The 25,745-nt window shown below is 61.8% G+C and carries 27 protein-coding genes; 17 read left to right on the forward strand and 10 right to left on the reverse strand.

Annotated elements, in window-relative coordinates; all coding sequences use genetic code 11:
* Nucleotides 1–11: 11 nt before the first annotated feature.
* Nucleotides 12–1,250, forward strand: coding sequence for an MFS transporter (locus V8J81_RS15980; protein WP_368476741.1), 1,239 nt, complete (start codon nt 12–14; stop codon nt 1,248–1,250).
* A gap of 98 nt (nt 1,251–1,348) precedes the next feature.
* Here the strand turns inward: V8J81_RS15980 and V8J81_RS15985 are convergent, their stop codons facing one another.
* Together V8J81_RS15985 and V8J81_RS15990 are read right to left on the reverse strand one after the other, a co-directional pair.
* Nucleotides 1,349–1,726, reverse strand: coding sequence for a VOC family protein (locus V8J81_RS15985; RefSeq protein ID WP_368476742.1), 378 nt, complete (start codon nt 1,724–1,726; stop codon nt 1,349–1,351).
* Nucleotides 1,727–1,886: 160 nt separating this feature from the next.
* Nucleotides 1,887–2,573 carry a response regulator transcription factor gene (locus tag V8J81_RS15990; protein ID WP_368476743.1) on the reverse strand — a complete coding sequence of 229 codons (687 nt, stop codon included), beginning with the start codon at nt 2,571–2,573 and terminating at the stop codon, nt 1,887–1,889.
* A 149-nt stretch (nt 2,574–2,722) separates the two neighbouring features.
* Here V8J81_RS15990 and ribA point away from each other — a divergent pair, with 149 nt between their 5' ends.
* Complete coding sequence (gene ribA / locus V8J81_RS15995; protein ID WP_368476744.1) at nt 2,723–3,796, forward strand: GTP cyclohydrolase II; 1,074 nt, start codon at nt 2,723–2,725, stop codon at nt 3,794–3,796.
* A gap of 61 nt (nt 3,797–3,857) precedes the next feature.
* Nucleotides 3,858–4,373, forward strand: a complete 516-nt coding sequence (locus V8J81_RS16000) for a L,D-transpeptidase family protein (RefSeq protein WP_368476745.1) — start codon at nt 3,858–3,860, stop codon at nt 4,371–4,373.
* Here V8J81_RS16000 and V8J81_RS16005 read toward each other — a convergent pair.
* Nucleotides 4,370–5,023 (reverse strand): YggS family pyridoxal phosphate-dependent enzyme, encoded by a 654-nt coding sequence (locus V8J81_RS16005; RefSeq protein ID WP_368476746.1) that lies wholly within the window; start codon nt 5,021–5,023, stop codon nt 4,370–4,372. The two genes, V8J81_RS16000 and V8J81_RS16005, sit on opposite strands and share 4 nt — an antisense overlap.
* 71 nt (nt 5,024–5,094) lie before the next feature.
* On the reverse strand, nt 5,095–6,294 hold the full coding sequence (locus V8J81_RS16010; protein ID WP_368476747.1) for a porin: 1,200 nt from the start codon (nt 6,292–6,294) through the stop codon (nt 5,095–5,097).
* Nucleotides 6,295–6,807: 513 nt separating this feature from the next.
* Here V8J81_RS16010 and V8J81_RS16015 point away from each other — a divergent pair.
* The 5 genes from V8J81_RS16015 (at nt 6,808) to V8J81_RS16035 (ending at nt 12,053) form a co-directional block, all read left to right on the forward strand.
* The gene (locus V8J81_RS16015) at nt 6,808–7,299 is read left to right on the forward strand and encodes a DUF3576 domain-containing protein (protein WP_368476748.1); all 492 of its coding nucleotides are present in this window, start codon (nt 6,808–6,810) and stop codon (nt 7,297–7,299) included.
* Between the two features lie 84 nt (nt 7,300–7,383).
* Nucleotides 7,384–9,957, forward strand: coding sequence for a leucine--tRNA ligase (gene leuS / locus V8J81_RS16020; protein ID WP_368476749.1), 2,574 nt, complete (start codon nt 7,384–7,386; stop codon nt 9,955–9,957).
* The gene (gene lptE, locus V8J81_RS16025) at nt 9,944–10,426 is read left to right on the forward strand and encodes an LPS assembly lipoprotein LptE (protein ID WP_368476750.1); all 483 of its coding nucleotides are present in this window, start codon (nt 9,944–9,946) and stop codon (nt 10,424–10,426) included. The genes leuS and lptE overlap by 14 nt, the downstream gene beginning before the upstream one ends.
* Complete coding sequence (holA, locus tag V8J81_RS16030) at nt 10,423–11,457, forward strand: DNA polymerase III subunit delta (protein WP_368476751.1); 1,035 nt, start codon at nt 10,423–10,425, stop codon at nt 11,455–11,457. Before lptE ends, holA begins: the two co-directional genes overlap by 4 nt.
* On the forward strand, nt 11,454–12,053 hold the full coding sequence (locus V8J81_RS16035; RefSeq protein WP_368476752.1) for a glutathione S-transferase family protein: 600 nt from the start codon (nt 11,454–11,456) through the stop codon (nt 12,051–12,053). Before holA ends, V8J81_RS16035 begins: the two co-directional genes overlap by 4 nt.
* A 63-nt stretch (nt 12,054–12,116) precedes the next feature.
* On the opposite strand, the gene V8J81_RS16040 is transcribed toward V8J81_RS16035, so the two are convergent.
* The gene (locus V8J81_RS16040; protein ID WP_368476753.1) at nt 12,117–13,316 is read right to left on the reverse strand and encodes a TIGR03862 family flavoprotein; all 1,200 of its coding nucleotides are present in this window, start codon (nt 13,314–13,316) and stop codon (nt 12,117–12,119) included.
* Between V8J81_RS16040 and V8J81_RS16045 the strand changes: the two genes are divergently transcribed.
* Complete coding sequence (locus V8J81_RS16045) at nt 13,315–13,620, forward strand: HNH endonuclease (RefSeq protein ID WP_368476754.1); 306 nt, start codon at nt 13,315–13,317, stop codon at nt 13,618–13,620. The genes V8J81_RS16040 and V8J81_RS16045 overlap by 2 nt on opposite strands.
* 35 nt (nt 13,621–13,655) lie before the next feature.
* Here the strand turns inward: V8J81_RS16045 and V8J81_RS16050 are convergent, their stop codons facing one another.
* Together V8J81_RS16050 and V8J81_RS16055 are read right to left on the reverse strand one after the other, a co-directional pair.
* Complete coding sequence (locus V8J81_RS16050; RefSeq protein ID WP_368476755.1) at nt 13,656–14,264, reverse strand: enoyl-CoA hydratase/isomerase family protein; 609 nt, start codon at nt 14,262–14,264, stop codon at nt 13,656–13,658.
* Nucleotides 14,261–15,013, reverse strand: coding sequence for an SDR family oxidoreductase (locus V8J81_RS16055; protein WP_368476756.1), 753 nt, complete (start codon nt 15,011–15,013; stop codon nt 14,261–14,263). Before V8J81_RS16055 ends, V8J81_RS16050 begins: the two co-directional genes overlap by 4 nt.
* Before the next feature lie 184 nt (nt 15,014–15,197).
* Between V8J81_RS16055 and V8J81_RS16060 the strand changes: the two genes are divergently transcribed.
* The 3 genes from V8J81_RS16060 to V8J81_RS16070 all read left to right on the forward strand — a co-directional run bounded on the left by V8J81_RS16060 (nt 15,198) and on the right by V8J81_RS16070 (nt 18,913).
* Nucleotides 15,198–16,688 (forward strand): DUF2125 domain-containing protein, encoded by a 1,491-nt coding sequence (locus V8J81_RS16060; RefSeq protein WP_368476757.1) that lies wholly within the window; start codon nt 15,198–15,200, stop codon nt 16,686–16,688.
* Between the two features lie 112 nt (nt 16,689–16,800).
* A complete protein-coding gene (locus V8J81_RS16065) occupies nt 16,801–18,150 on the forward strand; it encodes a TldD/PmbA family protein (RefSeq protein ID WP_368476758.1) in 1,350 nt (449 codons plus the stop codon).
* The gene (locus V8J81_RS16070) at nt 18,137–18,913 is read left to right on the forward strand and encodes an inositol monophosphatase family protein (RefSeq protein ID WP_368476759.1); all 777 of its coding nucleotides are present in this window, start codon (nt 18,137–18,139) and stop codon (nt 18,911–18,913) included. The genes V8J81_RS16065 and V8J81_RS16070 overlap by 14 nt, the downstream gene beginning before the upstream one ends.
* Here V8J81_RS16070 and V8J81_RS16075 read toward each other — a convergent pair.
* On the reverse strand, nt 18,910–19,092 hold the full coding sequence (locus V8J81_RS16075; RefSeq protein WP_368476760.1) for a hypothetical protein: 183 nt from the start codon (nt 19,090–19,092) through the stop codon (nt 18,910–18,912). The two genes, V8J81_RS16070 and V8J81_RS16075, sit on opposite strands and share 4 nt — an antisense overlap.
* A 474-nt stretch (nt 19,093–19,566) precedes the next feature.
* On the opposite strand from V8J81_RS16075, the gene V8J81_RS16080 reads away from it, so the two are divergent.
* From V8J81_RS16080 to lpxK, 3 genes are read left to right on the forward strand one after another with little or no spacing between them, the layout of a single operon-like run.
* The gene (locus V8J81_RS16080) at nt 19,567–19,812 is read left to right on the forward strand and encodes a DUF4170 domain-containing protein (RefSeq protein ID WP_368476761.1); all 246 of its coding nucleotides are present in this window, start codon (nt 19,567–19,569) and stop codon (nt 19,810–19,812) included.
* 8 nt (nt 19,813–19,820) lie between these two features.
* Entirely contained in the window at nt 19,821–21,134 is a 1,314-nt protein-coding gene (locus V8J81_RS16085) for a 3-deoxy-D-manno-octulosonic acid transferase (RefSeq protein WP_368476762.1), read from the forward strand.
* Nucleotides 21,134–22,126, forward strand: a complete 993-nt coding sequence (gene lpxK / locus V8J81_RS16090) for a tetraacyldisaccharide 4'-kinase (RefSeq protein WP_368476763.1) — start codon at nt 21,134–21,136, stop codon at nt 22,124–22,126. The genes V8J81_RS16085 and lpxK overlap by 1 nt, the downstream gene beginning before the upstream one ends.
* A gap of 3 nt (nt 22,127–22,129) precedes the next feature.
* Here lpxK and V8J81_RS16095 read toward each other — a convergent pair whose 3' ends face one another.
* Both V8J81_RS16095 and V8J81_RS16100 read right to left on the reverse strand, forming a co-directional pair.
* Nucleotides 22,130–22,819 carry a DsbA family protein gene (locus V8J81_RS16095; RefSeq protein WP_368476764.1) on the reverse strand — a complete coding sequence of 230 codons (690 nt, stop codon included), beginning with the start codon at nt 22,817–22,819 and terminating at the stop codon, nt 22,130–22,132.
* A gap of 10 nt (nt 22,820–22,829) precedes the next feature.
* The gene (locus tag V8J81_RS16100; RefSeq protein ID WP_368476765.1) at nt 22,830–23,366 is read right to left on the reverse strand and encodes a DUF721 domain-containing protein; all 537 of its coding nucleotides are present in this window, start codon (nt 23,364–23,366) and stop codon (nt 22,830–22,832) included.
* Between the two features lie 82 nt (nt 23,367–23,448).
* Here V8J81_RS16100 and mutY point away from each other — a divergent pair, with 82 nt between their 5' ends.
* Both mutY and V8J81_RS16110 read left to right on the forward strand, forming a co-directional pair.
* Entirely contained in the window at nt 23,449–24,513 is a 1,065-nt protein-coding gene (gene mutY / locus V8J81_RS16105; protein ID WP_368476766.1) for an A/G-specific adenine glycosylase, read from the forward strand.
* A gap of 29 nt (nt 24,514–24,542) precedes the next feature.
* Nucleotides 24,543–25,676 (forward strand): alkane 1-monooxygenase, encoded by a 1,134-nt coding sequence (locus tag V8J81_RS16110; protein WP_368476767.1) that lies wholly within the window; start codon nt 24,543–24,545, stop codon nt 25,674–25,676.
* The last annotated feature ends 69 nt before the right edge of the window (nt 25,677–25,745 follow it).

Here is a 25,745-nt window from a genome sequence, read left to right on the forward strand (position 1 = left end):
AAGCTGTTGGCATGGCTGCATTGCTCAAGGAAAACCGCAACTTTCGCCTGCTGATGTCCGGCGCGGGTCTGTCGAACCTGTCGGACGGGATCGGCGTTCTTGCCTTTCCCTGGCTTGCGACCCTTATCACCACAGACCCCCGCGCGCTCGCCATTGTGGCTTTTGCAACGCGCGTTCCCTGGTTCCTCTGGTCCTTGCCCGTGGGCGTCCTGACCGACCGTGCGGATCGCCAGCGCATGATGGTGCGGGCTGATCTGACGCGCATGGCGCTGGCGCTAGCGGTCGTTGCCTTGATCCTGTCGGGGCCTGGGGCCGGGGCAGTCGGCTGGCAAATCGCCGGGCTGTCCGCACTCGCTTTCCTGATGGGAACCGCCGAAGTATTCCGTGACAACGCCGCGCAAACGGCCCTGCCAAGCCTTGTCCACAAGGACCGGCTGGAGGAAGCCAATGGCCAGATCTGGTCGGTCGAGCAGATCATGGGCCAGTTCGTCGGCCCACCTTTGGCCGGCCTTCTGATCGCGCTGGCCGTGCCAGCCCCGTTTCTGTTCGAGGCCATGGGATTTGCCCTCGCCGCCTGGGCCGTCTGGGCCATCGCCTTTCCCGCCCGTGCGATTGTCAGCCAACGCGACGGCTTCTGGAAAGAGATGCACGCCGGATGGGCCTGGATCCGCGAGCACAAAGTCATTCTGCAACTGGCCCTGATCCTCGGCGGGTTGAACGCCGCGCACATGGCGGGCTTCACGATCCTCGTTCTTTACAGCCAAGAGGTCCTCGGCCTCGGCGCGGTCGGCCATGGTATGTTGCTAACGGCGGGCGCGGCAGGTGGCGTGGCGGGCGGGCTTCTATGCCCTGCGCTGGCGCGCCGTTTCGGGTCCGAACGCAGCTTGTGGATCGCTCTCGCCCTGATGCCGCTGCCTTTCATCGGCCTATATCTGTCCAGCTCAGTTCCCCTCGCGGTTGGGCTGCTGTTTCTGGAGACTTTCGTCGCGGTGCTGTGGAACGTCGTAACCGTCTCCTACCGCCAGCGCGTCATCCCCGATGCACTGCTAGGGCGCGTGAACGCGATCTACCGTTTTTTCGGCTGGGGCATGATGCCGATCGGGGCCTTGGCGGGCGGCTGGATCATGGCGTTTGCCGAACCCACTATGGGCCGAGAAGATGCACTGCGTCTGGTGTTCCTGATCGGCGCTTGCGCCTTCATCGCGCTGTTTGCCTATGGCGTCGCCCGCCTGCGCTTGCCAAAGGCGTGACAAAAGAAAACCCGACGCGTGAGCGCGCCGGGCATAGTCGCAACGGGAGGTTGTGATCCTTTTCTAATGAATCGGATGAGCCTCCGATTTGACCCAAATCAATATTCCACCACTTCGATCTCCAGCCCATTCTCATCGCGGAAATAGAAGCGGCGGCCCGGCTCGTAATTCCCGTGGCTGTAGGCCGTGTATCCACGCGCTTTGACCCGCGCCTCGACCGCATCCAGATCGTCGACGGTCACACCCAAATGGTTCAAGCCGCCGACCCGTGTGTAGGAATTGCTTGGCTCCTTCAGCGGCGTGCCGGGCGCATAAAGCGCCACATAGCTGTCGTCGGCACCGACATGGACAGAATACCCATCATCTTTGGCACTGCCCTGCCAGCGAATGCGCCAGCCAAATATATCTTCCAGCATAGCCGCAGTGGCTTTGGGGGCCGGCACCGTGACGTTGAGATGTTCGAGTTGGGCTTGCATGAGTCTTCTCCTGAAATTCGGGGCGACTCAGCTTATAATTCCTCAAGCTAACTTGAGGTAAAGCGCTTTTCGAAAAAAGACCCGGGCACGAAGCCCGGGCCAAGTCCAACAGGGAGAGATGATGCCGTAACCCGGGCATCTACGGGTACTGAACTACTGTTCACGCAACCAGACGATAGCCGCCCGATTCGGTCACAAGAAGGCGCGCATTGGACGGATCTGGTTCGATTTTCTGCCGCAGGCGGTAGATATGCGTCTCAAGCGTGTGGGTAGTGACACCGGCATTGTAGCCCCAGACTTCGTGCAGAAGAATGTCCCGGGCAACGACGCCATCCTGTGCACGATACAGGAACTTGAGGATGTTTGTTTCCTTCTCCGTAAGGCGAATCTTACGCTCATCCTCGGTGATCAGCATCTTCATGGCGGGCTTGAAGGTGTACGGCCCAAGCTGGAAAACCGCGTCTTCCGATTGCTCATGCTGCCGCAATTGCGCCCGAATGCGGGCCAGAAGCACCGGAAAGCGGAAGGGCTTCGTGACATAATCGTTGGCGCCTGCATCCAGACCCAGAATCGTGTCGGCATCGCTATCATGGCCCGTCAGCATCAGGACCGGGCATTTCACACCTTGCTTGCGCATCAGGCGGCAAAGCTCGCGGCCATCCGTGTCGGGCAGACCCACATCGAGGATCACAAGGTCATAGATGCCTTCCTTGGCACGCTCCATTGCCTGAGACCCGTTGGCGGCCTCAAAGACATCGAAGTCTTCAGTCATCACCAATTGCTCACTCAGCGCTTCGCGCAGATCGTCATCATCATCGACGAGAAGGATTTTCTTGAGGTTTGCCATGTTTCGCGTCCCCGTGATTGCTGTTCCGTTGCAATGACATGACCTCGCGGCACCCAGTTTGTCTATGGATGTAACCGTCCCTCACGCGCGTGTGTGAGATGGTGAGGGAATGTTTCAATTTCTGTCATTGGGGGGTTATGTGGGGTGAAATGACCTTGTTGCCGACCCCATCCGAACTTGTCGCCCGCGCCCGCAGTGATTTGCGGGTTGGTTTGCCTGTTGTCTTGCAGGGCGCAGATGGCCTGCTGATGGTTATGGCTGCAGAGACGGCGGGGGAAGATCGGCTGGCCGCTATGCGCGCCCTTGGCCCGGTGGATGCGGCCATCACCGGCTGGCGGGCGGCCACCCTGAAGGTGCGCGTCTATGACGGGGACATTGCCCGCATTGCGCTTCCTGCTGATGCAGGGGCGGCCTGGCTTTGCGACCTGGCCGATCCTGCCTGTGATCTGGCGGCGCCGCTGCGCGGCCCGTTTCGGGAGATACGTGAAGGCGATGCCACGTTGCATCGCCTCGCGCTGGTGCTCGCCAAGTCGGCGCAGCTTCTCCCGGCGGTAGCGGCTGTTGCAGTTGCCGACGTGCCCGAGGGGCTGACCGTTTTGAACGCAGGGTTGGCGGCGCAGGATCTGGCAGCGGCTCCGGCACTGGCCCCGGTTGCGGCGGCGGGTCTGCCGATGGAGGCCAGTGAAGCCGGGCGGCTCCATATCTTCCGTCCCGACAATGGCGAGATTGAACATTACGCGATCGAGATCGGGCGGCCCGACCGCTCCAAACCGGTTCTCGCGCGTCTCCATTCTGCCTGTTTCACCGGCGACGTTTTGGGCTCGCTCAAATGCGATTGCGGGCCGCAGCTGCGGACGGCCCTGGCCGATATGGGCAAAGCCGGTGCGGGCGTGCTGCTCTACTTGAATCAGGAAGGGCGCGGCATTGGCCTGGCCAACAAGATGCGTGCCTACGCGTTGCAGGATCAGGGATTTGACACGGTGGAGGCCAATCACCGGCTGGGGTTTGAGGATGATGAACGCGATTTCCGCCTCGGCGCAGGCCTGCTGAAACGCATGGGCTTTGGGGCAGTTCGGTTAATGACGAACAATCCCCGCAAGGTCGAAATGATGGGATCCGAAGGAATCGAGGTGGTCGAACGTGTCCCACTCGTGACGCCAACCAATCGGTTCAATGCCCATTACCTAGACGTGAAGCGTGAAAAATCGGGGCATCTGCTGTGATCAACGCATCTTCACCGCCCGCCCTCCGGTATCTCGCCGTCCTCGCAACTGTGACCTGAGAATGCGGACCACGCCGGAAGATATGGTGCTGACGCCCTCTGGCTTAAGATTCTGGGGGGCGCGTCTGCCGTTTTCCGTTGGGCGCGGCGGGGTGGTCCGAGACAAACGCGAAGGCGATGGCGGGACACCAGTCGGTGTGCATCGCATTGTCGGCTGCCTCTATCGCCCGGATAGGCTGGCGCGGCCTTGCGATTGGGCTGTGCCCATCGGACCCAGCGATCTTTGGTCGGATGCCTCCGGTTTGAACGACTATAACACCATGGTCCGCGCGCCCTACGGCGGCTCCGCCGAGCGGCTGATGCGGGGCGATCCGCTCTACAACATCATCTTGATCACCGATTGGAACTGGCCCCATGCCGAGGCCGGTCGAGGCTCCGCCATCTTCATCCACCAATGGCGCGGGCCTGGGCGACCGACAGAGGGCTGCGTCGGATTGCGCCCGGATCACCTGCGCTGGATTGTCCCGCGGATCAGCTATGCGACGCGGTTGATCGTGCCCGAGGCTCTCGCGGACTAGCCGTAATCCCGTTCCCCGAAGATCGCAGACCCGACGCGGATATGGGTGGCCCCCTGCCCGATGGCCGTTTCAAAGTCAGACGACATGCCCATTGAGAGCCCCTCCAGACCATTGCGCGCAGCGATCTTGGCGAGCAGCGCGAAGTGCAGGCTGGGTTCTTCTTCCACCGGTGGGATGCACATCAGGCCCTTCAGAGGCAAGTCGAGCGCGCGAACCTCAGCGATAAAGGCGTCCGCATCCGACGGGAGGCAGCCCGCTTTCTGCGGCTCCTCCCCCGTGTTCACTTGCACGAAAACCTCTGGGCTCCCCCCCCGTTCCTGCGCAAGACGCGCCAGGGTCGTCGCCAGCTTGGGTCGGTCTACCGTGTGGATCGTCGAAAACATCTCAATCGCCTGCCGCGCCTTGTTGGTTTGCAGCGGGCCAATCAGATGGAGGTGGATATTATCGAATGCCTCCTGAAACGCAGGCCAACGCCCTTGCGCCTCCTGCACCCGGTTCTCGCCGTAGATGCGATGACCTTCGTCCAGCACGGCCTGCACCCGTTCGGGCGGCTGCACCTTGGAGACAGCGATCAAGGTGATGTCGGCTGCGTCGCGGCCATGGGCCTGCGCGGCAGCCTCAATGCGGGTGGTGATTTCAGACAGAGACATGTGTGCCGTTCCACCAAAAGAAAAGAGCGGGCACAAGGCCCGCTCTCTCCGTATCCGATAATCCGTTAGGATTAGAAGGACATTGCCACGCCGAGCGACCAGTTGGAGCTCGTGCCGGTTGCAGCTGCGGGGCCGGAGGCACCGTAGTAACCGTCGGCCGATGCGTTCAGAGCATCGATCGAGGAGGAACCGTAGCCGATGTGAGCCGAGAGACCGCCGCCCAGATCGTAGGACGCTGCCAGGCCGTAGCCCGAGGAGTCATACGCATAAGCTGTGGGGTCCCAGTCGTACTGGCCATAGTTGGCGTGCACGGTGATGTCGCCGAACGCATAGGATGCGCCGATCGCCATGTGCGTACCGGAGAAGTTGGACGCGATGACCGCGGCACCAAGTGCGTCGGGTGCGTTACCCGCGCGAGCTGCGATACCCAGACCTTCAACGTCGATCTGCGAGTAGTTGAAGCCAGCCGAGAAGCCGCTGTCCAGAGCAACCGTTGCCGAGATGCCCATGATGGTGATGCCCTGAGCGCCAGCAAGATCGGCGTCAAAGTCTTGGACCGTCTGGTAGCCAGCACCAACAGTGTAGGAGCCGCCGCCGAACGAGCCGGCATAGCTTGCGCCGATGCCGTAGATTGCATCGCCGGTAAGGCCGTCACCAGCAAGGATCGCGCCAGCGTAGCCAGGGATGTTGAACGGAGCAGGATCGGCACCGGTGACGGGAGCAACAAGTGCGCCGTCGATTGCACCGTTGTTTGCGCCGACGAATGCAGCAGTTGCGCCTGCATCATCGTCCATCTCGATCGAGCCGGTGATCGTGAAGCCCGAAACCGAGTAGGAGTAGGACAGGATCTGGCCGTCATACAGACCGTCGAGGCCCGAGTTGCCCGAGTAACCAGAGTGCGTGGTCTCGTTGTCGTTGATCGAACCCGGCGAACCGATGTTCACTTCCTGCATACCTGCGTCGAAGCCGCCGTCGGTGTCGCCCATGGTGAGCGTGCCGAAGTCGCCGGAAACGAAGATCGCAACGCCTGCGTCGTCGGTGCCAACGCCCGAAGCCGATTCGTCGAGATCGATAGCTGCACCAAAGGTGATGCCGCTGTCGGTTTCACCGGACATGGTGAAAGTTACGTCGATGTCCTGAACGAACTGGGTGATCGTGGTGCCGGAGCCACCCTGGACGCCCATTTGTGCCGAACCGCTGAGCGCGACGTCGGCCGATGCGTAGCCAGCAGTCGCAACAAGCGCTGTGGTCGCAAAGAGAACCTTTTTCATGGTTTTTCCCTCGTGTTCACTTAGAAGGTGCACCCCAAAACGGAACATCCGTGCTGGGTATGCCTCTGTCTCGCTCTTTGCCCCTGTGAATGCAAGAAACCGTCCCAGAGCCTCAAAAGGTTGCCTCACGCATGGTGCAGACATGCCACAGTCTGCCCCATGGCCCGGCACAACAACGCCCCAACCCTGCCGAAAAGTGGCGGAAATAAGGCAGATGCCAAGGAAAAGGTTGGTAAATTCAACGGGCATCTTAATCGGGGCGACTCGCACCGGCCACAATCCGAGAGCGTTCATTTAACTCCGCGCACGCGCGAGGGAACCGCGCCCCCGCAAACGAATCGACGGCGGATAGGGGCCGTTTGTAGCGGCACCCGCGGCACCTTGTTGCCGCGCAAGCGCGGCGATTCCCGGCAGCCTTTTGCACGCAATCGCCCGACCAACCCGTCTGTGGCCTTGCCGCTCTAGGTGCGCTTGGGTAGAACAGCGCGACAGATTTGAGCAGGGCAGTTGAGAATGGGTATGCGTTCAGGAAACTTTGTCGCCTTTGGCGCGGTGCTGGCCCTCTTGGCGGCGTGCGGTGGAACAAGCGACTTTGCCAATGACACTGACCTGCAAGCCGAGCGGCTGCAGCGTGAAGGCATTCTGCGTGATCCCGATCGCGAGACCATCTGGGATCTGTTCGGCGATAACGAAGACCCGTCCGTTACGGTCGAGGTGAACAGCTATCTCTGGCAAGCGTCGCTCGAAATCCTCGACTTCATGCCGCTTGAAGCCGCAGACCCCTTCACCGGAATTATCGCGTTTGGCTATGCGACCCCGCCCGGTGGCAATCGCGCCTATCGCGCGACCGTCTACGTGTCTGACCCTGCGCTGGAGGCCCGCAGCCTGCGTGTGGCCCTGCAAGGACGGAACGGCACCGCCGTCAGCCGCGCCACCGCCCGTCAGGTCGAGGATGCCATTCTGACCCGCGCGCGCCAGCTACGCGTGGCGGACGGTCGGCTGTAGACCAGCCCGACTTGTCCGCTTAAACACACGCCGGGTTCTCAACCCGGCGTTTTCATGTCCGCTCTACCTTTTAGGAAAAATACGATGTCCCGCTACGACCCCGCAAAGATCGAGCCCAAATGGCAAAAGGCCTGGGAAGAGGCCGGGACGTTCCTTGCGAAAATGTCCGCCGATAAGCCCAAGTATTACGTGTTGGAAATGTTCCCCTATCCGTCGGGCCGCATCCATATCGGGCATGTGCGCAACTACACGATGGGCGACGTCATCGCGCGCTACAAGCTGAGCACCGGCCACAACGTCCTGCACCCGATGGGCTTCGACGCCTTCGGCATGCCGGCTGAGAACGCGGCTATGGCGCAAGGCGGCCACCCCGCAGATTGGACCTACGAGAATATCGACACGATGGTCGCGCAGATGAAGCCCCTGGGCTTTGGCATCGACTGGTCGCGCATGTTCGCCACCTGCGACCCGGAATACTACGGCCAACAGCAGGCCTTGTTCCTGGATATGCTGGAAGCAGGCTTCATCGACCGCAAGAACGCTGTCGTAAACTGGGACCCGGTCGATATGACCGTTCTGGCCAATGAGCAGGTGATCGACGGCAAAGGCTGGCGCTCGGGCGCTGAGGTCGAACGCAAAGAACTCACCCAATGGTTCTTCAAAATCTCCGACATGGCGGATGAGCTGTTGGGGGCGTTGGACGGTCTGGATGACTGGCCAGCCAAGGTAAAGCTGATGCAGGAAAACTGGATCGGCAAATCGCGCGGCCTTCAATTCGCCTTCGGGCTGGTCGATGCGGTGGGCGGCCACGACCGGGTCGAAGTCTACACGACCCGCCCCGACACGCTGTTGGGCGCAAGTTTCGTGGGCATCTCGCCTGACCATCCCATCGCCAAGGAGTTGGAAGCCAAGGACGATGCCGTCGCGGCTTTCTGTGCCGACTGCCGCAAGGGTGGCACCACGGCGGAAGCCATCGAGAAGGCCGAGAAGATGGGCTACGACACCGGCCTGAAGGTGCGCCACCCGTTCGACACGGCGGCAGAGCTGCCCGTCTACATCGCCAACTTCATCCTGATGGACTACGGCACCGGCGCCATCTTCGGCTGCCCGGCCCATGATGAACGCGACCTCGAATTCGCGCGCAAGTACGACCTGCCCGTGGTGTCTACCTACGTGCCGGAAGCAGGTGAAGACGACTTCACGCGCCCCGAGGACGGCGGCGAAGCCTATGTGCCGCCAAAAACCGAGCCCGTCCGCTACGTGGCTGGTTTCGCAGGTGACGAAGTACAATCCGGCAACGCTGCCATCGACGCAGCTATCGCCTTTTGCGAAAGCGAAGGTGTGGGCCAGGGAGTCACCAAATTCCGCCTGCGCGATTGGGGTCTCAGCCGGCAGCGCTACTGGGGCGCGCCGATCCCCGTTGTCCACTGCAAAGCCTGCGGTGTCGTGCCCGAGAAGAAAGAGAACCTCCCCATTGAGCTGCCCAAGGACGTCAGCTTCGACATCCCCGGCAACCCGCTGGACCGTCACCCAACCTGGCGCGACGTGCCCTGCCCCTCTTGCGGTGCGCCCGCTCAGCGCGAGACGGACACGATGGACACGTTCGTCGACTCAAGCTGGTACTTCGCCCGCTTCACCTCCCCCCATGCCGACACACCCACGGCGCGCGAGGAAGCGGAATACTGGATGAATGTCGATCAATATATCGGCGGCATCGAACACGCGATTCTGCACCTGCTCTACAGCCGATTCTTCGCCCGCGCGATGCACCTGACCGGCCACCTGCCCCGCAAATCGCTGGAACCGTTCAACGCGCTCTTCACGCAAGGCATGGTCACCCACGCGATCTTCAAGACGACCGGCGATGATGGTCGCCCCGTCTACCACTACCCCGAGGCCGTGGACCTGCGGGACGGCAAAGGCTTCCTCGAGGATGGCACCGAGGTAGACATCGTCCCCTCCGCAAAGATGTCCAAGTCCAAGAACAACGTCGTCGACCCGGTCGCGATCATCGAGCAATACGGCGCCGATACCGCGCGCTGGTTCGTCCTGTCCGACTCACCACCCGAGCGTGACGTCGAATGGACCGCCGCCGGGGCCGAGGCCGCCTACAAGCACTTGGGCCGGGTTTGGTCCCTGTGCGACCGCATCGGCAACATGGACCGCAATGCGCCCGGCGACGGAGACGACGACCTGCTGCGCGCCATGCACAAGGCGATCCATGATGTGACAATGGGCGTGGAAAGCTTCGGCTTCAACGCCGCCATCGCCAAGCTTTACGGCTTCACCAATACGCTGCAGAAGTCGAAAGCCTCGTACGCCGCGCAACGCGAAGCGATGCTGACGCTGGCCCAACTGATGTCGCCCTTCACACCGCATCTGGCAGAAGACATCTGGGCCTATCAAGGCGGCAAGGGTCTGATCGCCAACGCCGATTGGCCCGAGGCGGACGAGGCGATGCTGGTCGAAGACACCGTCACCATGCCGATCCAGATCAACGGCAAACGCAAGTCCGAGATCAAGGTCGCCAAGGATGCCAGCAAGGAAGAGGTTGAAAAGATCGCGCTGGCGGACGACGCTGTGGTCAAAGCTTTGGATGGCAACCCGCCCAAGAAGCTGATCGTTGTGCCCGGACGGATCGTGAATGTCGTCGTTTAATCGCCGCCTTGCCCTGACCATGTTGCTGGCCCCACTGGCGGCCTGCAACTTCCAGCCGGTTTACGGACCGGGAGGATCAGGTACGGCTCTTCGCAATCAGATTCGCCTCACGAACCCCGATACACGGATCGAATTTGAAGTGCTGTCGCGCTTTGAAGATCGATTGGGCACCGGCTCTACCTACGACCTCGACTTCGCCATCGAAACGGGCCAGCGAGACCTTGCAATTGACGGGGCCGAAAATATTGGTCGGATCAACGTGGTCGGGTCGCTGGCCTTCACTTTGCGAGAGGCGGCAACCGGGCGGATCCTCCAACAAGGCGAAGTTGCGACCTTCACCGCCTATGCCACCACCGACTCCCCGGTTGCCACGGCGTCCGCCCGGCGCGACGCGGAAAATCGGCTCGCCGTGGCGCTTGCGGATCAGCTCGTCACCCGCTTGCTGGCTGGTGCACCCACCTGGTCATGAAGCTCAGCACCCGCGACGCAAATACCTATTTCAAGCGCCCCGACCAATCAGCGGCCGGCTGTCTGATCTTCGGCGAAGACGCCATGCGCGTTTCGCTCAAACGGCAGGATCTTCTTGCCGCCCTTCTCGGTCAGAATGCCGAAGAGGAAATGCGCCTTACCCGGCTGACAGGGGCCGACCTCCGCTCCGATGGCGCGGCCCTGCTCGATGCCGTTAAGGCCGTAGGATTCTTCCCCGGTCGGCGCGCGGTGCTTGTAGAGGGGGCAACTGATGGCCTCTCCAAGGTCTTTGCCGCCGCGATGGAGGATTGGGCCGAAGGCGACGCGCAGATCATCGCCACCGCCGGGCGGCTCACACCGAAATCGGCCCTGCGGAAGGTCTTCGAAGGTTCGAAAATGGCCTATGCCGCCGCGATTTACGATGATCCGCCTGACCGCGCCCAGATCGAGGACTGGGTGAAAGAAGCGGGCCTTTCCGCTCCCGACCGCGATGCCATGGCTGACCTGGAAGGGCTCGCCCGCACTGTCCCGCCCGGCGACTTCCGGCAAATGATCGACAAGCTTGGACTCTACAAGCGCGGCGACGCCACGCCCATCTCGTCCGCCGACATCGAAGCCGTCGCCCCCCTGACGCGCGAAGCCGAACTCGACGACATCCTGCACGCCACAGCGGAGGCTGAGACCGGCGCCATCGGCCCGATCCTCAACCGCCTTAAGCAGCAAGGCACCACGCCCGTCTCGCTGTGCATCGCGGCGCTTCGCCACTTCCGCGCATTGCATATGGCCGCCAGCCACCCAAATGGCCCCGCCGCCGGTTTGCAGGCCATGCGCCCGCCCATCTTCGGCCCGCGCCGTGATCGCATGGTCCGACAAGCCAGCCGCTGGGGCCGCGACGCGCTGGAATCCGCATTATCCATGTTGGTCGAAACCGACCTGACCCTGCGCTCGGCCAGCACTGCGCCGCAGATGGCTATCATGGAACGCACGTTAATCCGGCTGGCCATGCTGCCGGGTCGAGGAGGAAGACGATGAATATTCAAGTCTATGGACATGTCCGCAGCCGCGCGATCCGGGTCCTCTGGACACTCGAAGAACTGGGCGCGGAGTACGAATTTATCGAAGCCGCCCCCCGCTCGCCCGAAGCCAAGGCCGTAAACCCGTCCGGCAAGGTGCCCTACATGGTGGCGGACGGTCAGATGATCCCCGACTCGGTCGCTATCATGACGTTCCTCGCCGACAAACACGGCGCACTGACCGCGCCCACCGGAACCCTCGCCCGCGCCCAGCAGGACTCGTTCATCCAACTGGTGAACGATGAGATCGACTCGCTCTTGTGGACGGCCGCACGCCACAGCTTCATCCTCCCGGAAGACCACCGTGTGCCCGCGGTGAAGGAGTCGTTGAAGTGGGAATTTGCCACCACCCAAAACACTGTCGCAGATCGGATGAGCGCTGATGGCCCCTTCGTCGCCGGGGAAGAAATGTCGATCGCGGATATTCTTCTCAGCCACTGCGTGGGATGGGCGGGAAATGCGAAATTCGACGTGACGAATGACCGCCTGATCGAGCACAACGCCATGATGCGCGCGCGGCCTGCATTCAAGCGCGCACTGTCTCAGGGCGGTTAATGCCATCGGGCGAGTGTAGTTACAGAAAAACTACAAAAAAACTACAGGTTCACTACACCGGTTTCAGGGCCAATATCGGGCGGCATGCTCCCCAGCCCAGCGGCCCGTCGCAAGGCAGGCGCTGATCAGATAACCCCCCGTCGGCGCTTCCCAATCCAGCATCTCACCGGCCACGAAAACACCAGGCATCTCCCGAAGCATAAGGCCAGATGTAAGGGCCGATTGCATGACCCCGCCAGCGGTCGAAATCGCCTCATCTATCGGGAGCGGACCGTTGTGTTTAACTGGCAGCGACTTGATGAGAGCCGCCAAGTCAGCGGCGCTGTCCGGTAACGGTCGCGCGAATTCTTGTAGAAGAGCGCGCTTCGCATCATCCAACCCAAGTTTCGTGAGTGCCTTGGTCAAAGTCTGCTTCTTCGGGCGCCTCGACAAGCGCCGCGCAAGCTCCGCCACGTCCCGCCCAGGCAGCAAATCAATCGCCAACCCGGCCCCATCCCGGACGGCGGCGGCCACAGTGTAGATGCCGCCACCCTCCAACCCGCGTGCAGAAATTACAGCCTCGCCCTTCACGCTTTTTCCATTCACAATCAATGCGATGTTCTTGAGCGGTGCTCCAAAAAACGGCTCCATATGCGCAGACCACGAGACGACGAACCCCATATTGGCAGGCTTGAACGGGGCGATATCAACGCCTTTGTCCGCCAGCCAAGGGGCCCAGCTACCGTCACTACCCAACCGCGCCCAAGAGGCGCCGCCAAGCGCCAGAACCATGGTTTCGGGATACAAGGTTTGCACCCCATCCGGCGTTTCAAACCGCAATCTATCCCCGTCAAATCCGGTCCACTGCCACCGCAGCCGCAACTCCGCATCGATCCGCCGAAGCCACGCGCGCAACAAGGGCGAGGCCTTCATTGCACGCGGAAAGACCCGACCGGTCGAGCCCGTGAAGACGGGCTGTCCAAGGTCCTCGGCAAAGGCCATAACCTCCACCGGGTCAAGCTTTGCGATCATCGGATAGAGCCAATCCGCAGCCTCCCCATAGGCCCTAACGAACCGCCCTAAATCCTCATCCTTCGTTAGGTTCAGCCCCGACTTCCCCGCCATCAGGAACTTCCGCCCCGCCGAGGGTTTGCCTTCACAGATCAGCACCTTACGCCCGTTCCGCGCAAGCGTCTCCGCCGCCATCAACCCCGCCGGGCCCGCGCCCACAACCAGCGCGTCTACCTTGCCATCTGCGCTCAGCACACCATTCTCATCCGCCATGGACGACACCCCGATCTGCCCGCTCTGCGACCGCCCCATTCCGCCAGACGCTCCACAAAGTCTGCACTACCTCGTGCCCAAACTGCGGGGCGGCAAAGGCGGGCCAACGGTGCTGATCCATCAGATCTGCCATAACGAAATTCACGCCACGCTGTCCGAAGCCGAATTGGCCCGTGCTTTCAACACCCCCGAGGCCCTGCGCGCCCATCCGCGCCTCTCTAAATTCTTCAAATGGGTCGCCAAACGCTCGCCCGATTTCCATTCCAAGACTTCTGGCGGGCGCCGCGCCTGGAAAAACCGATAAGCTGTGAGGACGGCCCCAAGCCGGAGGAGAGAAACTCACCCAACCATCGCCTTGATCGTACGCACATTTGCAGTGTCGCCCGTCAAGGCAGGCGCACATAGAGCCTCGGCGTAAGCCATCAAATCAGCCCGCGCGACGACTCGGTCTACCAGCCCGAAGGCCAGCGCCTCCTCCGTGGTCAGCTTCGCGCCTGCCATCAGCAGCAATTTCGCCCGCGACGGCCCAACCAACGCCGCGAGCCTCCCGGGATCAGACGGCTGTGGTAGAAATCCCAGCTTTGCAACAGGGTAGAAGAAGGACGCGCCCGGCACGCACAGCCGTATGTCGCAGGCCAAAGCCATACCAAAGGCGCCACCCGCCAGCGTGCCGTTCAAGGCTGCAATCGTGGGGCACGTCAGCGCGGCCAAAGCGCCTGAGACACGCTCCCACAATGGTGACGTTGCCAACCCTGCACGCGCTTCCTCCAGATCCGCCCCGGCGGAGAACACCTTCTCCCCCGCACCGGTCAGGACCAGAGCCAACGGGTCAGCATTTTCAAACAGGTCTGCGAGCTCCGAAAGCATATCGCCGGTCAACGAATTTGCCTTGTCGGGTCGGTTCAGAGTGACGGTGAGCAATCCGTCCTTTTCGTACGCTTCGATCAAATCAAGCCCACCGCCTTGCGAATGCCCTCATCCCGCAGCGAGATGTCGCCGCCAAGGTATGCATCGGCGGCCTCCGTGCACATCCAGGCCAAGGTCTTTGCGGGCCATTCCGGAGGGATATGGTCTTCCCAATTCAACGCGCTGACGGGGTTCACGCCGGAGGCTTTGATCTCTTTCTGCATCTGGGTCGCAACGGTGCCAGGGCTCAAACCCAAAGCGCGAACACCTTTCTCGCCCATCTCCTTGTGAAGACACCGGGTCAACATCAGGGCAGCCGCTTTGGACGAGCAATAATGCGACCAGCCCTCAAGTGCATTGGTCGCCGCGCCGGAAGATATGCCAATGATCGTGCCGCCCTTCCCTGCCATGTGTGGCAGGGCCGCGCGCGCGCCGTTGAATGTGCCTTTCAGGTTGATGTCGATGACCTGCCCCCAAGCCTCTGGATCAACGTCTTCGATCCGCGCCACGGGTTCGATCACGCCTGCATTGTTGATCACGATGTCCAGCGACCCGAAGGTGTCAACCGCCGCGTTGTAGGCCGCCTCAACCTCCCAATACCGGGCCACGTCACACGGTACGGCAAGAGCGGCGTCCCCGATCTCGCCCGCAAGATCGACGATGGCATCCCGACTGCGCGCCATCAGCACGACCTTCGCACCGAGAGATGCGAATTCCCGCGCGGTGGCGGCCCCGATCCCACGGCTGGCCCCCGAAATTGCGACGACTTTTCCAGAAACAGCATGTGCCATCCGCCCGACCTTTCGCGTTTGAGTTTCCCTTGGTTCAGCCCTAGCGCCCCAGCCCTTCTTGGACCAGCCCTCACGCCTCAGGACACCGACAACCAGCAAGCTAGGGTGATCCCTACTTGACCGAATGCGCGCGGCGGCAGACCCTACATGTATACGCTTTCCCGCAGATGGAGCCGAAGATTTGATGACACGTTTCTGTATTTCCCTTTCAACTCTGGCACTTGTCGCCGCCAGCCCCGCATTTTCAGACACATTGGCCACCGAAGTATGGGCCGAGTGGCAGGCGCAAGCCACCATTTCGGGTCAAACTATCACTGCTACCGAGACGCCGACTGACAGCGGTTTGACCCTGACGAACTTCATCTCGTCCTTCGAGGATGATGACATCATGACCCGTGGCGTCATTGATGAAATCCAGATGACCGAGAACCCGGATGGGACGCTCTCAATCACGTTCTCGGAGCTTTACTCGCTCACCTTCACCTTTGAGGTCGACGAGGGCGATCCGCCCGGCAACATCGAATTGCAGTTGCGCTATGAAGGGCTTGATGTGCGTGTTTCGGGTGATGCGGGCAACCGGATCTATACCTATACCGCTGACCGCATCTTGATCACCGACGGTGCCATCTGGGGCGGCGGAAGTGAACCACCGACCATCGACCTCGATATGTTGATGACAGATGTCGCCAGCACCTATTCCGTGACCGGCGACAGCCCCGAGACGATGCGCTTTTCCAGCACTGGGTCTGCCGGTGGCATGCAAATGGCGTTGGAGGTTCTGCCCCCGCCCGACGAGACCGGTCGCCTGAAGGCCGGCATGGTCGTGGGGGCAATCGAAGGGTCGAGCAGTGGCACATTTTCATCCATCGCGGCGCTCAACCAGGTCAGCACCGAATTGCCCGAGGGCGTAGAGCTGAGCGGCACAACGGCCTACGAGTCCTTCGCCCTGGAATTCGAATTCGAGGATGTGGGTGAGCAGTTTGCCATCGCCTATTCCAACGAGGGTGGCAGCCTTGGCGTCGCCTTCAGTGAAGAGGAAGTGTCTTACGACATCAGTGGAACAGGCATGCAGACCCGCATCACTGCAATCGACTTGCCAGTTCCAGTCGATGTCTCGGTCGCATCGTCCGAGATTGCCTTTGCCGTGCCGCTATCTGCAGGCGACGACCCGCAGGATGTATCGGTTCGACTGGCTTACGAAGACCTCACCATGGGCGATGGGATTTGGGCGATGATGGACCCAACCAACTCCATCCCGCGTGATCCGGCCAACCTGATCCTTGATGCAACGGGTCAGATTCAGCTGTTCGTCGATCTCATGACCATTGACCCCGAAGAGATGACAGGCCCACCGGGTGAGTTGCGCGCGTTGAACGTCAGCGAATTGCGCATTGGTGCGGGTGGTGCGGAGCTTTCGGGCACCGCTGATGTGACCTTCGCGCCGGGCCAGTTGATGCCGATGCCTGTGGGCGCGGCAGAGCTGCAACTCTCTGGCGGCAACGCGCTTCTGGATGCGTTGATGGCGGGCGGACTTGTGCCGTCCGATCAGGGCGCATTCGTGCGCGGCATGGCCAATGTCTTCGCCCGGCCCGGTGCCGCGCCGGATACGCTAGAGACAACGGTGCAGTTCGGAGCCGATGGGTCGATCACGGCAAACGGAATTCCGCTGCAATAAACAATACCAAGAACGATTGTGGCGGCCCGGTCCCAATAGGATCGGGCCGTTTCGCTTGCATGGCTCGGGCCCGCGCCCTACGTCGAAGACAACACGAGCCGAAGGGGTATCCATGAGCCATTCCGAGATTGCACCGCTGACCGACGCCCTCCTGACGGCAGCCAAAACGGCCGGAGCCGATGCCGCCGATGCGATAGCGGTCGACGGCACCTCGATCCGCATCGAAGTGCTGAATGGCGCGTTGGAACTGGCGGAACGCTCGGAAGGGGTGGAGCTTGGGCTTCGGGTTTTGGTGGGTCAACGGCAGGCCTGCGTATCGGCCTCTGACGTCGAACCCAGTACGTTGACCGAGATGGCCGAACGCGCCGTCGCCATGGCGCGCCTTGCACCCGAGGATCCCAATATCGGTCTCGCCGATCCCGATGCCTTGTCCGATGTCCGGGATGGTGACGCGCTGGACCTGAATGATCCGGGCGAAAACCCCGACCCTGCCGGGCTGGAAGCGCGCGCGCTCGAGGCAGAGGCCGCAGCGCTTGGTGTTCAGGGGGTCAGCCAGGTCTCAACTGCTGGCGCCGCTTACAGCCGACGCCGCATCCACCTTGCGGCGTCCAACGGCTTTTCCGGCGGCTATGCCCGCAGCGATCACGGCGTTTTCTGCGTTGCCATCACTGGTGAAGGCACGGGGATGGAGCGTGATTATTTCGGCGACAGTCGCAATCATCTGGGCGATGTGATGTCCGCCGCCGAAATTGGCCGGATCGCCGGGGAACGCACGGTTGAGCGGGCCGGTGCGAAGAAGCCGCCGACTGGAGCTTATCCGGTGATCTACGATGAGCGCATCTCCTCCGGGCTGATCGGGCATCTTCTATCGGCCACCAACGGCACCTCGATCGCTCGCGGATCGTCCTGGGCACGCGACCTTTTGGGCGAACAGGTTCTGCCCGCGCATCTGTCGCTGATCGAGGAACCCCACCGTCCGCGCACCTCGGGCAGTCGCCCATTTGATGCGGAAGGGCTGCCGACACGCAACCGCGCCATCGTCGAAAATGGCGTGCTGACCGGTTGGACGCTGGACCTTGCCACGGGCCGGAAACTCGGGATGCCCTCCACCGGCAATGCCAGCCGCGGCACCGGCGGCCCGCCTTCACCGAGCGTCGGCAATGCGCGCCTGACTGCCGGTGATTTTAGCCGCGAGGACCTGCTAGCACAGATGGGAACAGGCCTTTTGATTACTTCGATGATCGGGTCGTCGATCAACGCCACCACCGGCGACTATTCACGCGGGGCCTCGGGCTTCTGGGTCGAGAATGGTGAGATTGCCTATCCCGTGAATGAATGCACCGTAGCAGGCAACCTCAAGGACATGCTGCGCAGCATCGTGCCTGCCAACGATGCGCGCCCACATCTGAGCCGCGTTGTCCCATCGCTCCTCGTTGAAGGATTGACGATTGCAGGGGCCTGATGACGACCTTGCCCTGCTGATCCAAGCCGCTGAAAGGGCGGGTGAGATTGCCGGGCAATTCTTCCAGCGTGATCCACAGATCTGGGACAAGGGCTCCGAGGGCCCCGTGACCGAGGCTGATCTGGCCATCGACACCATGCTGCGCGAAACGCTGCTTGGGGCGCGGCCCGACTATGGCTGGCTGTCGGAGGAAACCGAAGACGACGCAGCGCGACTTTCCACTGATACTGTCTTTATCTGTGACCCGATCGACGGAACGCGGGCGTTTATCGAAGGCGGGCGCAGCTTTGCACACTCTCTATCGGTGGTGCATCGCGGGCAGGTGACGGCGGGCGTCGTGTTTCTTCCGATGCGGGACAAGCTTTATGCTGCGGCAAAAGGCCAAGGCACCACGCTAAACGGGCAACCCGTTCGCGTGACCGGCGCCAAGGACCCGGCCCAATCCATATTTCTGACCACCAAGGCCAACCTTAAGCCCGAACATTGGCCGAATGGCATTCCTGCGGTGGAGCGCGCCTATCGGCCTTCTCTCGCCTATCGCATGTCATTGGTTGGGGAGGGTCGCTTCGACGGCATGATGACCTTCCGCCCGACATGGGAATGGGACATCGCCGCTGGGGCGCTGATCATCGAAGAAGCCGGCGGCCGGGCCACGACAAGCCGAGGTGCGCCATTGGTGTTCAATGGGCAAAGCGCGCAGGTCGACGGGATATTGGCGGGGGCGCCAGACGTGCATCAGGCATTGGTCGCGCAGCGCGCTTAACGCCCCGAAATCTCGAAAATGATAACGTTCAACGGGCCGGTGGACATCATCTGCGCCGACGACAACGTGCCTTCGGCCTCAGGGGCAATGGCATAAGCGTCGGCGGGCAGGGAAAGCGTTGCAAGCACGGTGACAAACAGAAGCGAGGCCAGGAGAACAAGGGATATGCGAAGGGTCATGGCAGCAATCTGTGGCTCAAAATGGGAGGGCGGCGAAATCTTCCGTTCGTCTACCGTGCTTACCCTTTGAACATACGCCTGCGCTTTGATTTGCACGAGTAAGGCTCTCCTTACCTCATTCAACAGAAGAAAAGCCCCCGGCGCGGAAGGGAGGACGCGCCAGGGGCCGGGGAGGGAGACGGACAAGTGTTTGGCGGAGCGGCCCCAGAGAGAGAGGGGAGAGGGACATGGGCCGCTCCGCAACGGCTGGTCAAAGGGACAAGTGACCGGGCCAGATTGGGCAAAGAAGGGTTTCGTTCTCAAAAGTCTTTGTCGTTTCAATAGGGTTGATATGCCTTTTGTCGTCGCATCCTGCGAGGCAGGGAAACCCGACCCTCACAATGCCGTCAGCGGCCTGAAACAGGCCCTTTGCTTGACGCCCCGGCTGAGCCGCTTAAGGGTTCACGCGCAATCCAGAACGACCGGAGACCTCCCATGCCCCAACGCCTGCACCTTGTTTTCGGCGGTGAACTCGTCGATCCGCAACGCACCGAATTTGAAAACGTCGATGACATCCATATCGTCGGTATGTTCAGCGACTATGACAGCGCCTATGACGCTTGGAAGTCGGAGGCGCAGCGCACCGTGGACAATGCCCATATGCGCTACTTTATCGCCCATATTCACCGTCTGCGGGATGAAGAGGCCGAAGCCTCCTCGACCGAAGAGCTGGGAAGCTAAAACGACCGATGGCGCGCTCAATCTTCCTTGGCCTCTACCTTGCGTGGTCCGCCCGTGGGGGGCGCGCTTTCGCCGAGCGCAAGCTCCGCGAGCGTGTGGCCGAAGGGAAGGAGGACGCCGCGCGCCTCAATGAACGGCGCGGGATTGCCAGCCAACCGCGCCCCGATGGCCCGCTGATCTGGTTTCATGCCGCGTCGGTGGGGGAGTCTGTTGCGATACTCGAACTGGTCCGCCGGGTCCTTGAGGAACGCGATGATGCCCATGTCCTTGTGACCACGGGCACCGTGACATCCGCCGAGGTTATGGCCGACCGTCTGCCCGCGCGGGCGATCCATCACTATGCCCCGCTTGATGCGAAAGCCTTTGTGACCGCATTCCTCGACCACTGGCGCCCCGATCTGGCGATTTGGACGGAGAGTGAGCTTTGGCCCACGTTGGTTGTGGAAACCGACGCCCGTGGCATTCCAATGCTGTTGCTCAACGCCCGCATGTCCAAGGCCAGCCATGACAAATGGCGCTTTGCGAAGGGCGTTGTGCGCAATTTGCTTGAGCGGTTTCACATGGCGCTCGTGCAAGATGAATTGACCCAAAGCTATCTGCGCCGTCTTGGAATGCCATCGGACCGGATGAAGGTGCTTGGCACACTGAAGGAAGGGGCCGCCGCCCTGCCCTGCGACGAAGATGAGCGTGCGGAACTGGCCAAGGTCCTCGCGGGCCGCCCCGTCTGGCTGGCGGCCTCAACCCATGACGGGGAAGAGAAGCTGGTTCTGAAGGCGCACCGCATGGCGATGCGGGCCTCCCCCCGTCTGCTCCTCATCCTGGTACCCCGCCACCCCGAACGCGGCGATGAGGTGGCGACGCTGCTGCAAAGCGACGGCTGGCGCTTTACGCGGCGCGCGGCGGACGAAGGGCTATCGGACGACGCTCAGGTCTACCTGGCCGACACGATGGGCGAGATGGGCCTGTGGTATAGGCTCGCCCCGATCAGTTTCGTGGGTGGATCGCTGGTCGCGATTGGCGGGCATAACCCGTTCGAGCCTGCGGCCCTTGGCTCTGCCATTCTGCACGGCCCCTATGTGACGAACTTCGTCGACATCTACCAGCGGCTGTCGGAGGCCAACGCGGCGCGACTTGCTCCGTCCCCCGAAAAGCTCGCTGACCATGTGGTCACGCTGCTGAGCCCGGAAGAGGCGGCGGGTATGGCGGCGTCAGCCTGGGGTGTAATCTCCGACGGGGCGGATGTGACGGACCGGGCGCTGGCACTGATCATGGATACGCTGGACGAGGCTGAGATGCGCACCCTGCGGGAAGGCGCGGCCTGATGCGGGCGCCCCTGTTCTGGCATCAACCGGCCGGGCTGACCTCGACCCTGCTGTCACCCCTTGGGGCGCTTTACGCAAAGGGCACGGAACGGCGGCTTGCGAAGGGCCCGCGCGAGAAGGTCGGCGTGCCAGTGATCTGCATCGGCAACATCAACGCAGGCGGCACAGGCAAAACGCCAACAGTTATCGCACTGGCTGAAAAACTCCGCGACCGAGGGATCAAGCCCCATGTCGTCAGCCGGGGCTATGGCGGATCAGTCGACGGTCCCAAGCAAGTTGATGAGCGCACCCATAGCGCCGATCAGGTGGGCGATGAGCCCCTGCTGCTGGCCGCGTTCCTGCCCACTTGGGTCGCCAAAGACCGCGCCGCCGGCGCGCGCGCGGCCGTGGCAGCCGGGGCGGAGGTGATCCTTCTTGACGACGGGTTCCAGAACCCCGCGCTCCACCACGATCTGTCGCTTGTCGTGGTCGATGCCTGGCGGGGCTTTGGCAATGGCAAGGTCATGCCAGCGGGCCCACTGCGGGAACCCGTAGCCTTGGGCATGGCCCGCGCAGATTTGCTGCTTTCCATCGGGTCTGAATCTGCGCAGCAACGCTTCGCCGACCATTGGGGGGCGTCCGTCACAAAGCCGCATCTCACTGGCGAGTTGGTACCGCTGCCCACTGGCCTGCCGCTGGACGGGATGCCCGTTCTGGCGTTTGCAGGCATCGGCCATCCGGAGAAATTCTTCGAAACGCTCCGTGGCCTCGGGGCAGACCTGCACGCAGCACACGCCTTGGCCGATCACCAACCGCTCAGCGACACGCTGATGACCCGGCTGATCCGCGAGGCGGATTTGCGGGGCGCTCAGGTGGTAACGACCGAGAAGGACGCGGTGCGCCTGAAGCCCGAATTCCGCGCGCGTGTGATGACCGTGCCCGTTCGGTTACGCCTGAACGAAGAAGGGCCGCTTGATGCGGCCCTTGATCGTATTCTTGATTTCGGCAGCTAAGCGTCAGCCCGCAGCCTCAAGCTCTGCGTCAATCAGATCACTCAAAGCATCGAAGTTCATGTTGCCGTGCAACTCATCGTTCAGCACGAACGCGGGCGTGCCGGGAATATCATGGACTTCGATATTCGCCTCGTAGTTCGCAATCATCGCTTCTGCCATGGCGGCATCCGTCATGCAGGCATCCAGTTCTTCATTCGTCAGGCCCGCTGTGCGCCCGATCCGGCGCAAATTCTCGGCGACTTCCGCGGGGGAGCCTTGGGTCCATTCCGCCTGGTTTTCGTAGATCAGATCAACGATCCCGAAATAACGCAGCGGCCCGCCACAACGCGCCATCATGCCGGCCCACAGACCATAGCGGTCAAAATAGACCTCGCGGTAGATGAAGTTTATCAGCCCGGGCTCGATATAATTGGCCTCAAGCTGTGGATAGACGTTCTGGTGGAAGCTGCGGCAATGCGGGCAGGTGAAGCTGGCATATTCGATCAGCGTCACCGCGGCATCCGGATTGCCCTTCGACATTTCGATGACTTCAGGCAGGTCGCCGGAAGCTGTTTCCTGCGCATTGGCAGGCTGGAACGGCAGAAGGTCCGATGCGGTTTCGACCGCCGGGCTGCCCTGGCCTTGCCACCACAAGTAGCCGCCTGCGCCCAAAACGCCGGTGGCGCCGCCCAACAACATGGCTCTGCGATGCATCGTGATCTCCTTAGGTGTTCGAATTCGTTTGATTGCTAACTATGTTCCCCGCCAGCTTGCGCAAGGCATCACGCAATGTGGGGTCGGTTATCGTGTCCAACCCTTCGGTCGCCTTGGACAGACGCTCTGGGTCGGGCTTGCGCTTCGCGCGCGGCTTTTGGCCTTCAAACGCAACCTTGCCCTCGGCAAAGCCCGTGGGTGCGGTTTGCGTGATCTGCACATCCTTGATCGCGGAATAGCCGTAGCAGGCATTCACGCGAATGATGATTACCTCTTTCTGCATGGCCAGCATCGGGGCGTGGGCCCCGGTGGTCAGCACCTGCAACGTGCCACCCATGCCACGCCCGAACTTGATCTTCAGCGGCAGCGCTACATCGGCGATATCCGGCCCAACAATCTCGGCCCAATGGGTCAGCAGCTTCGTCTCGGCAAACCCGCGCTTTTCCGCCGGGCTGCGCAGCTCTGGCCCCACAAGCGACACAGCACGCTCAAAGCCGCGCATACGGCGGCGCGGCGGAGCTTTGGTCGGGGACGGGCTTTTCGCCATGCCGGGTTGATCCTTTCGTCAGGCGCACTCTATGCGTTCAAGGAATGCTAACCAATAACAAGCGACACAGGTTGGATAACGCATGCGTGAAGAGGCCATCGGGAACGAGCTTTTGGCGTGGTATGACGCGAATGCGCGCATTTTGCCATGGCGCGTGGCGCCTGGATCGTCTGAACGTGCCGATCCCTACCGTGTCTGGATGTCCGAGATCATGCTGCAACAGACGACTGTGGCAGCGGTCAAAGCGTATTTTGAGCGGTTCACGGCGCTCTGGCCGACGGTAGGCGACCTCGCGGCAGCGGAGGATTCGGCCGTGATGGGCGAATGGGCGGGCCTTGGCTACTACGCCCGAGCCCGGAACTTACTGAAATGCGCGCGGGCGGTCGTGGCCGACCATGGCGGCGCATTCCCCGACACCGAAGAGGGGCTACTGACTTTGCCCGGCATCGGCCCCTACACAGCCGCCGCGATCGCCTCGATTGCGTTCAACCGCCCCGCGCCGGTCATGGACGGCAATATCGAACGTGTGATGTCGCGGCTGTTCCGCGTGGAAGAACCTTTGCCTACGTCCAAGCCGGTGCTGAAAGACCATGCCACACGGCTGACACCAACCCATCGCCCCGGCGACCATGCACAGGCGCTGATGGATCTGGGCGCGACCATCTGCACTCCGAAATCACCGGCCTGCGGTATCTGCCCGTTGATGAGCGCCTGCGCCGCGCGCAAGGCCGGGATCGCAGCCGAATTGCCCCGCAAACTGCCAAAGAAAGCGAAGCCAACGCGGCTCGGCTATGTCTATGTTGCCCGTCGCGCAGACGGTGCGCTGTTGCTAGAGACCCGGCCTGATAAAGGCCTGTTGGGCGGCATGTTGGCCTTCCCGACCTCCGAATGGTCGGACGCCCCAACGGATACACCACCGCTCGACACGCAATGGCACGACCCGTCGCTGGAAGTGCGTCACACCTTCACCCACTTCCATCTGCGCCTTGCCTTGCGCATCGCAGACGCCCCGCAAGATGTGACACCCCACCGCGGCACCTTCGTGCCTTTCGCCCAATTTTCGCCAAGCACTTTGCCTACAGTCTTTCGCAAAGCCTTCGACCTTGGCCGTGGCGTCACCGTTGACGCGGCGTCCGCGAAAGGTTGATTTTGCAAGGGAACCGCAAGGACGACCCGATGATCGCACCAAACGCTATGGCAAAACTGCACCGCGCGCTGCCGTTCTGGCTGAGCCTTTTGCTGATCCCGCTGATCGCCTTTGTGGCTTCGCAGGGCGGCTGGTGGCTGCTGCTGATGCCGCTCAGCACCTGGTGGCTGTTCTCGATCCTCGACCATTTCGCGGGGTTGGAGCTTGAGAATGCGGATTTGGAAACCTCTGACGACCAGCTGTTCTGGTATCGCCTGATCACCCTGATCTGGCCGCCCCTTCAGATCATCACGATCTTCGCGGTCATCGCATATGCGGTGCGGGCGGATCACCTTGGCTGGGTCGAGCTTTGGGCGCTGTCCTTCGGGATTGGCGTGCTGAGCGGCACCATCGGCATCAACTACAGCCATGAGCTGATGCACCAAAAGCCCAAGCATGAACGCTGGCTTGGTGATATTCTGCTGGGGTCAGTGCTCTATTCCCACTTCCGCTCTGAACACCTGTTGGTCCATCACCGCTATGTCGGCACCCGCCGCGATCCGGTGACCGCGCGCTACAATGAGGGCTTCCACCGCTTTTTCCCACGTGTGTTGCGGGAGTCGTTCCTGTCCGCGTGGAATGCCGAGAAGGCGATGCTTTCCCGAAAGGGCCTGCCGGTCTGGGACGGCTCGAATCCCTTCTGGCGCTATCTCGCGCTACAGGCTGGATTTCTGGCGCTTGCGATGATCGTCGGCGGTTGGATCGGCCTGTTGATGTTCCTCAACCAAGCCTTTGTCGCGATCTGGCAGTTGGAGCTGACCAACTACATCGAGCATTACGGCCTGACGCGAAAGCACCTCGGCAACGGAAAGTACGAACATGTCCAACCGCGCCATTCGTGGAACGCGGCACACAAAGCGTCGAACTGGCTGCTAATCAATTTGCAGCGGCATTCAGACCACCACTACAAGCCCGACCGCCGTTTTCCGCTGCTGCAGAATTACACCGAAGCGGACGCCCCGCAGCTGCCCTATGGCTACCCGGTGATGACGGCGGCGGCGATGGTGCCGCCGCTGTGGAAGCGGATCATGAACAAGCGCGTGAAGCGGTGGCGGGCGATGTATTATCCCGAGATCACCGAATGGCAGGCCTATAATAAGGGCCAGCACCCCCTTCCGAGATAGGGATCGCGCCGACTGCGTCGTCGCCCGCGCTGGGGCTCTGCCCCAGACCCCGGGGTTTTTGGGCAAGAT

Origin of the sequence: Gymnodinialimonas sp. 202GB13-11, assembly GCF_040932485.1 — a bacterium.
GTDB classification, from domain to species: domain Bacteria; phylum Pseudomonadota; class Alphaproteobacteria; order Rhodobacterales; family Rhodobacteraceae; genus Gymnodinialimonas; species Gymnodinialimonas hymeniacidonis.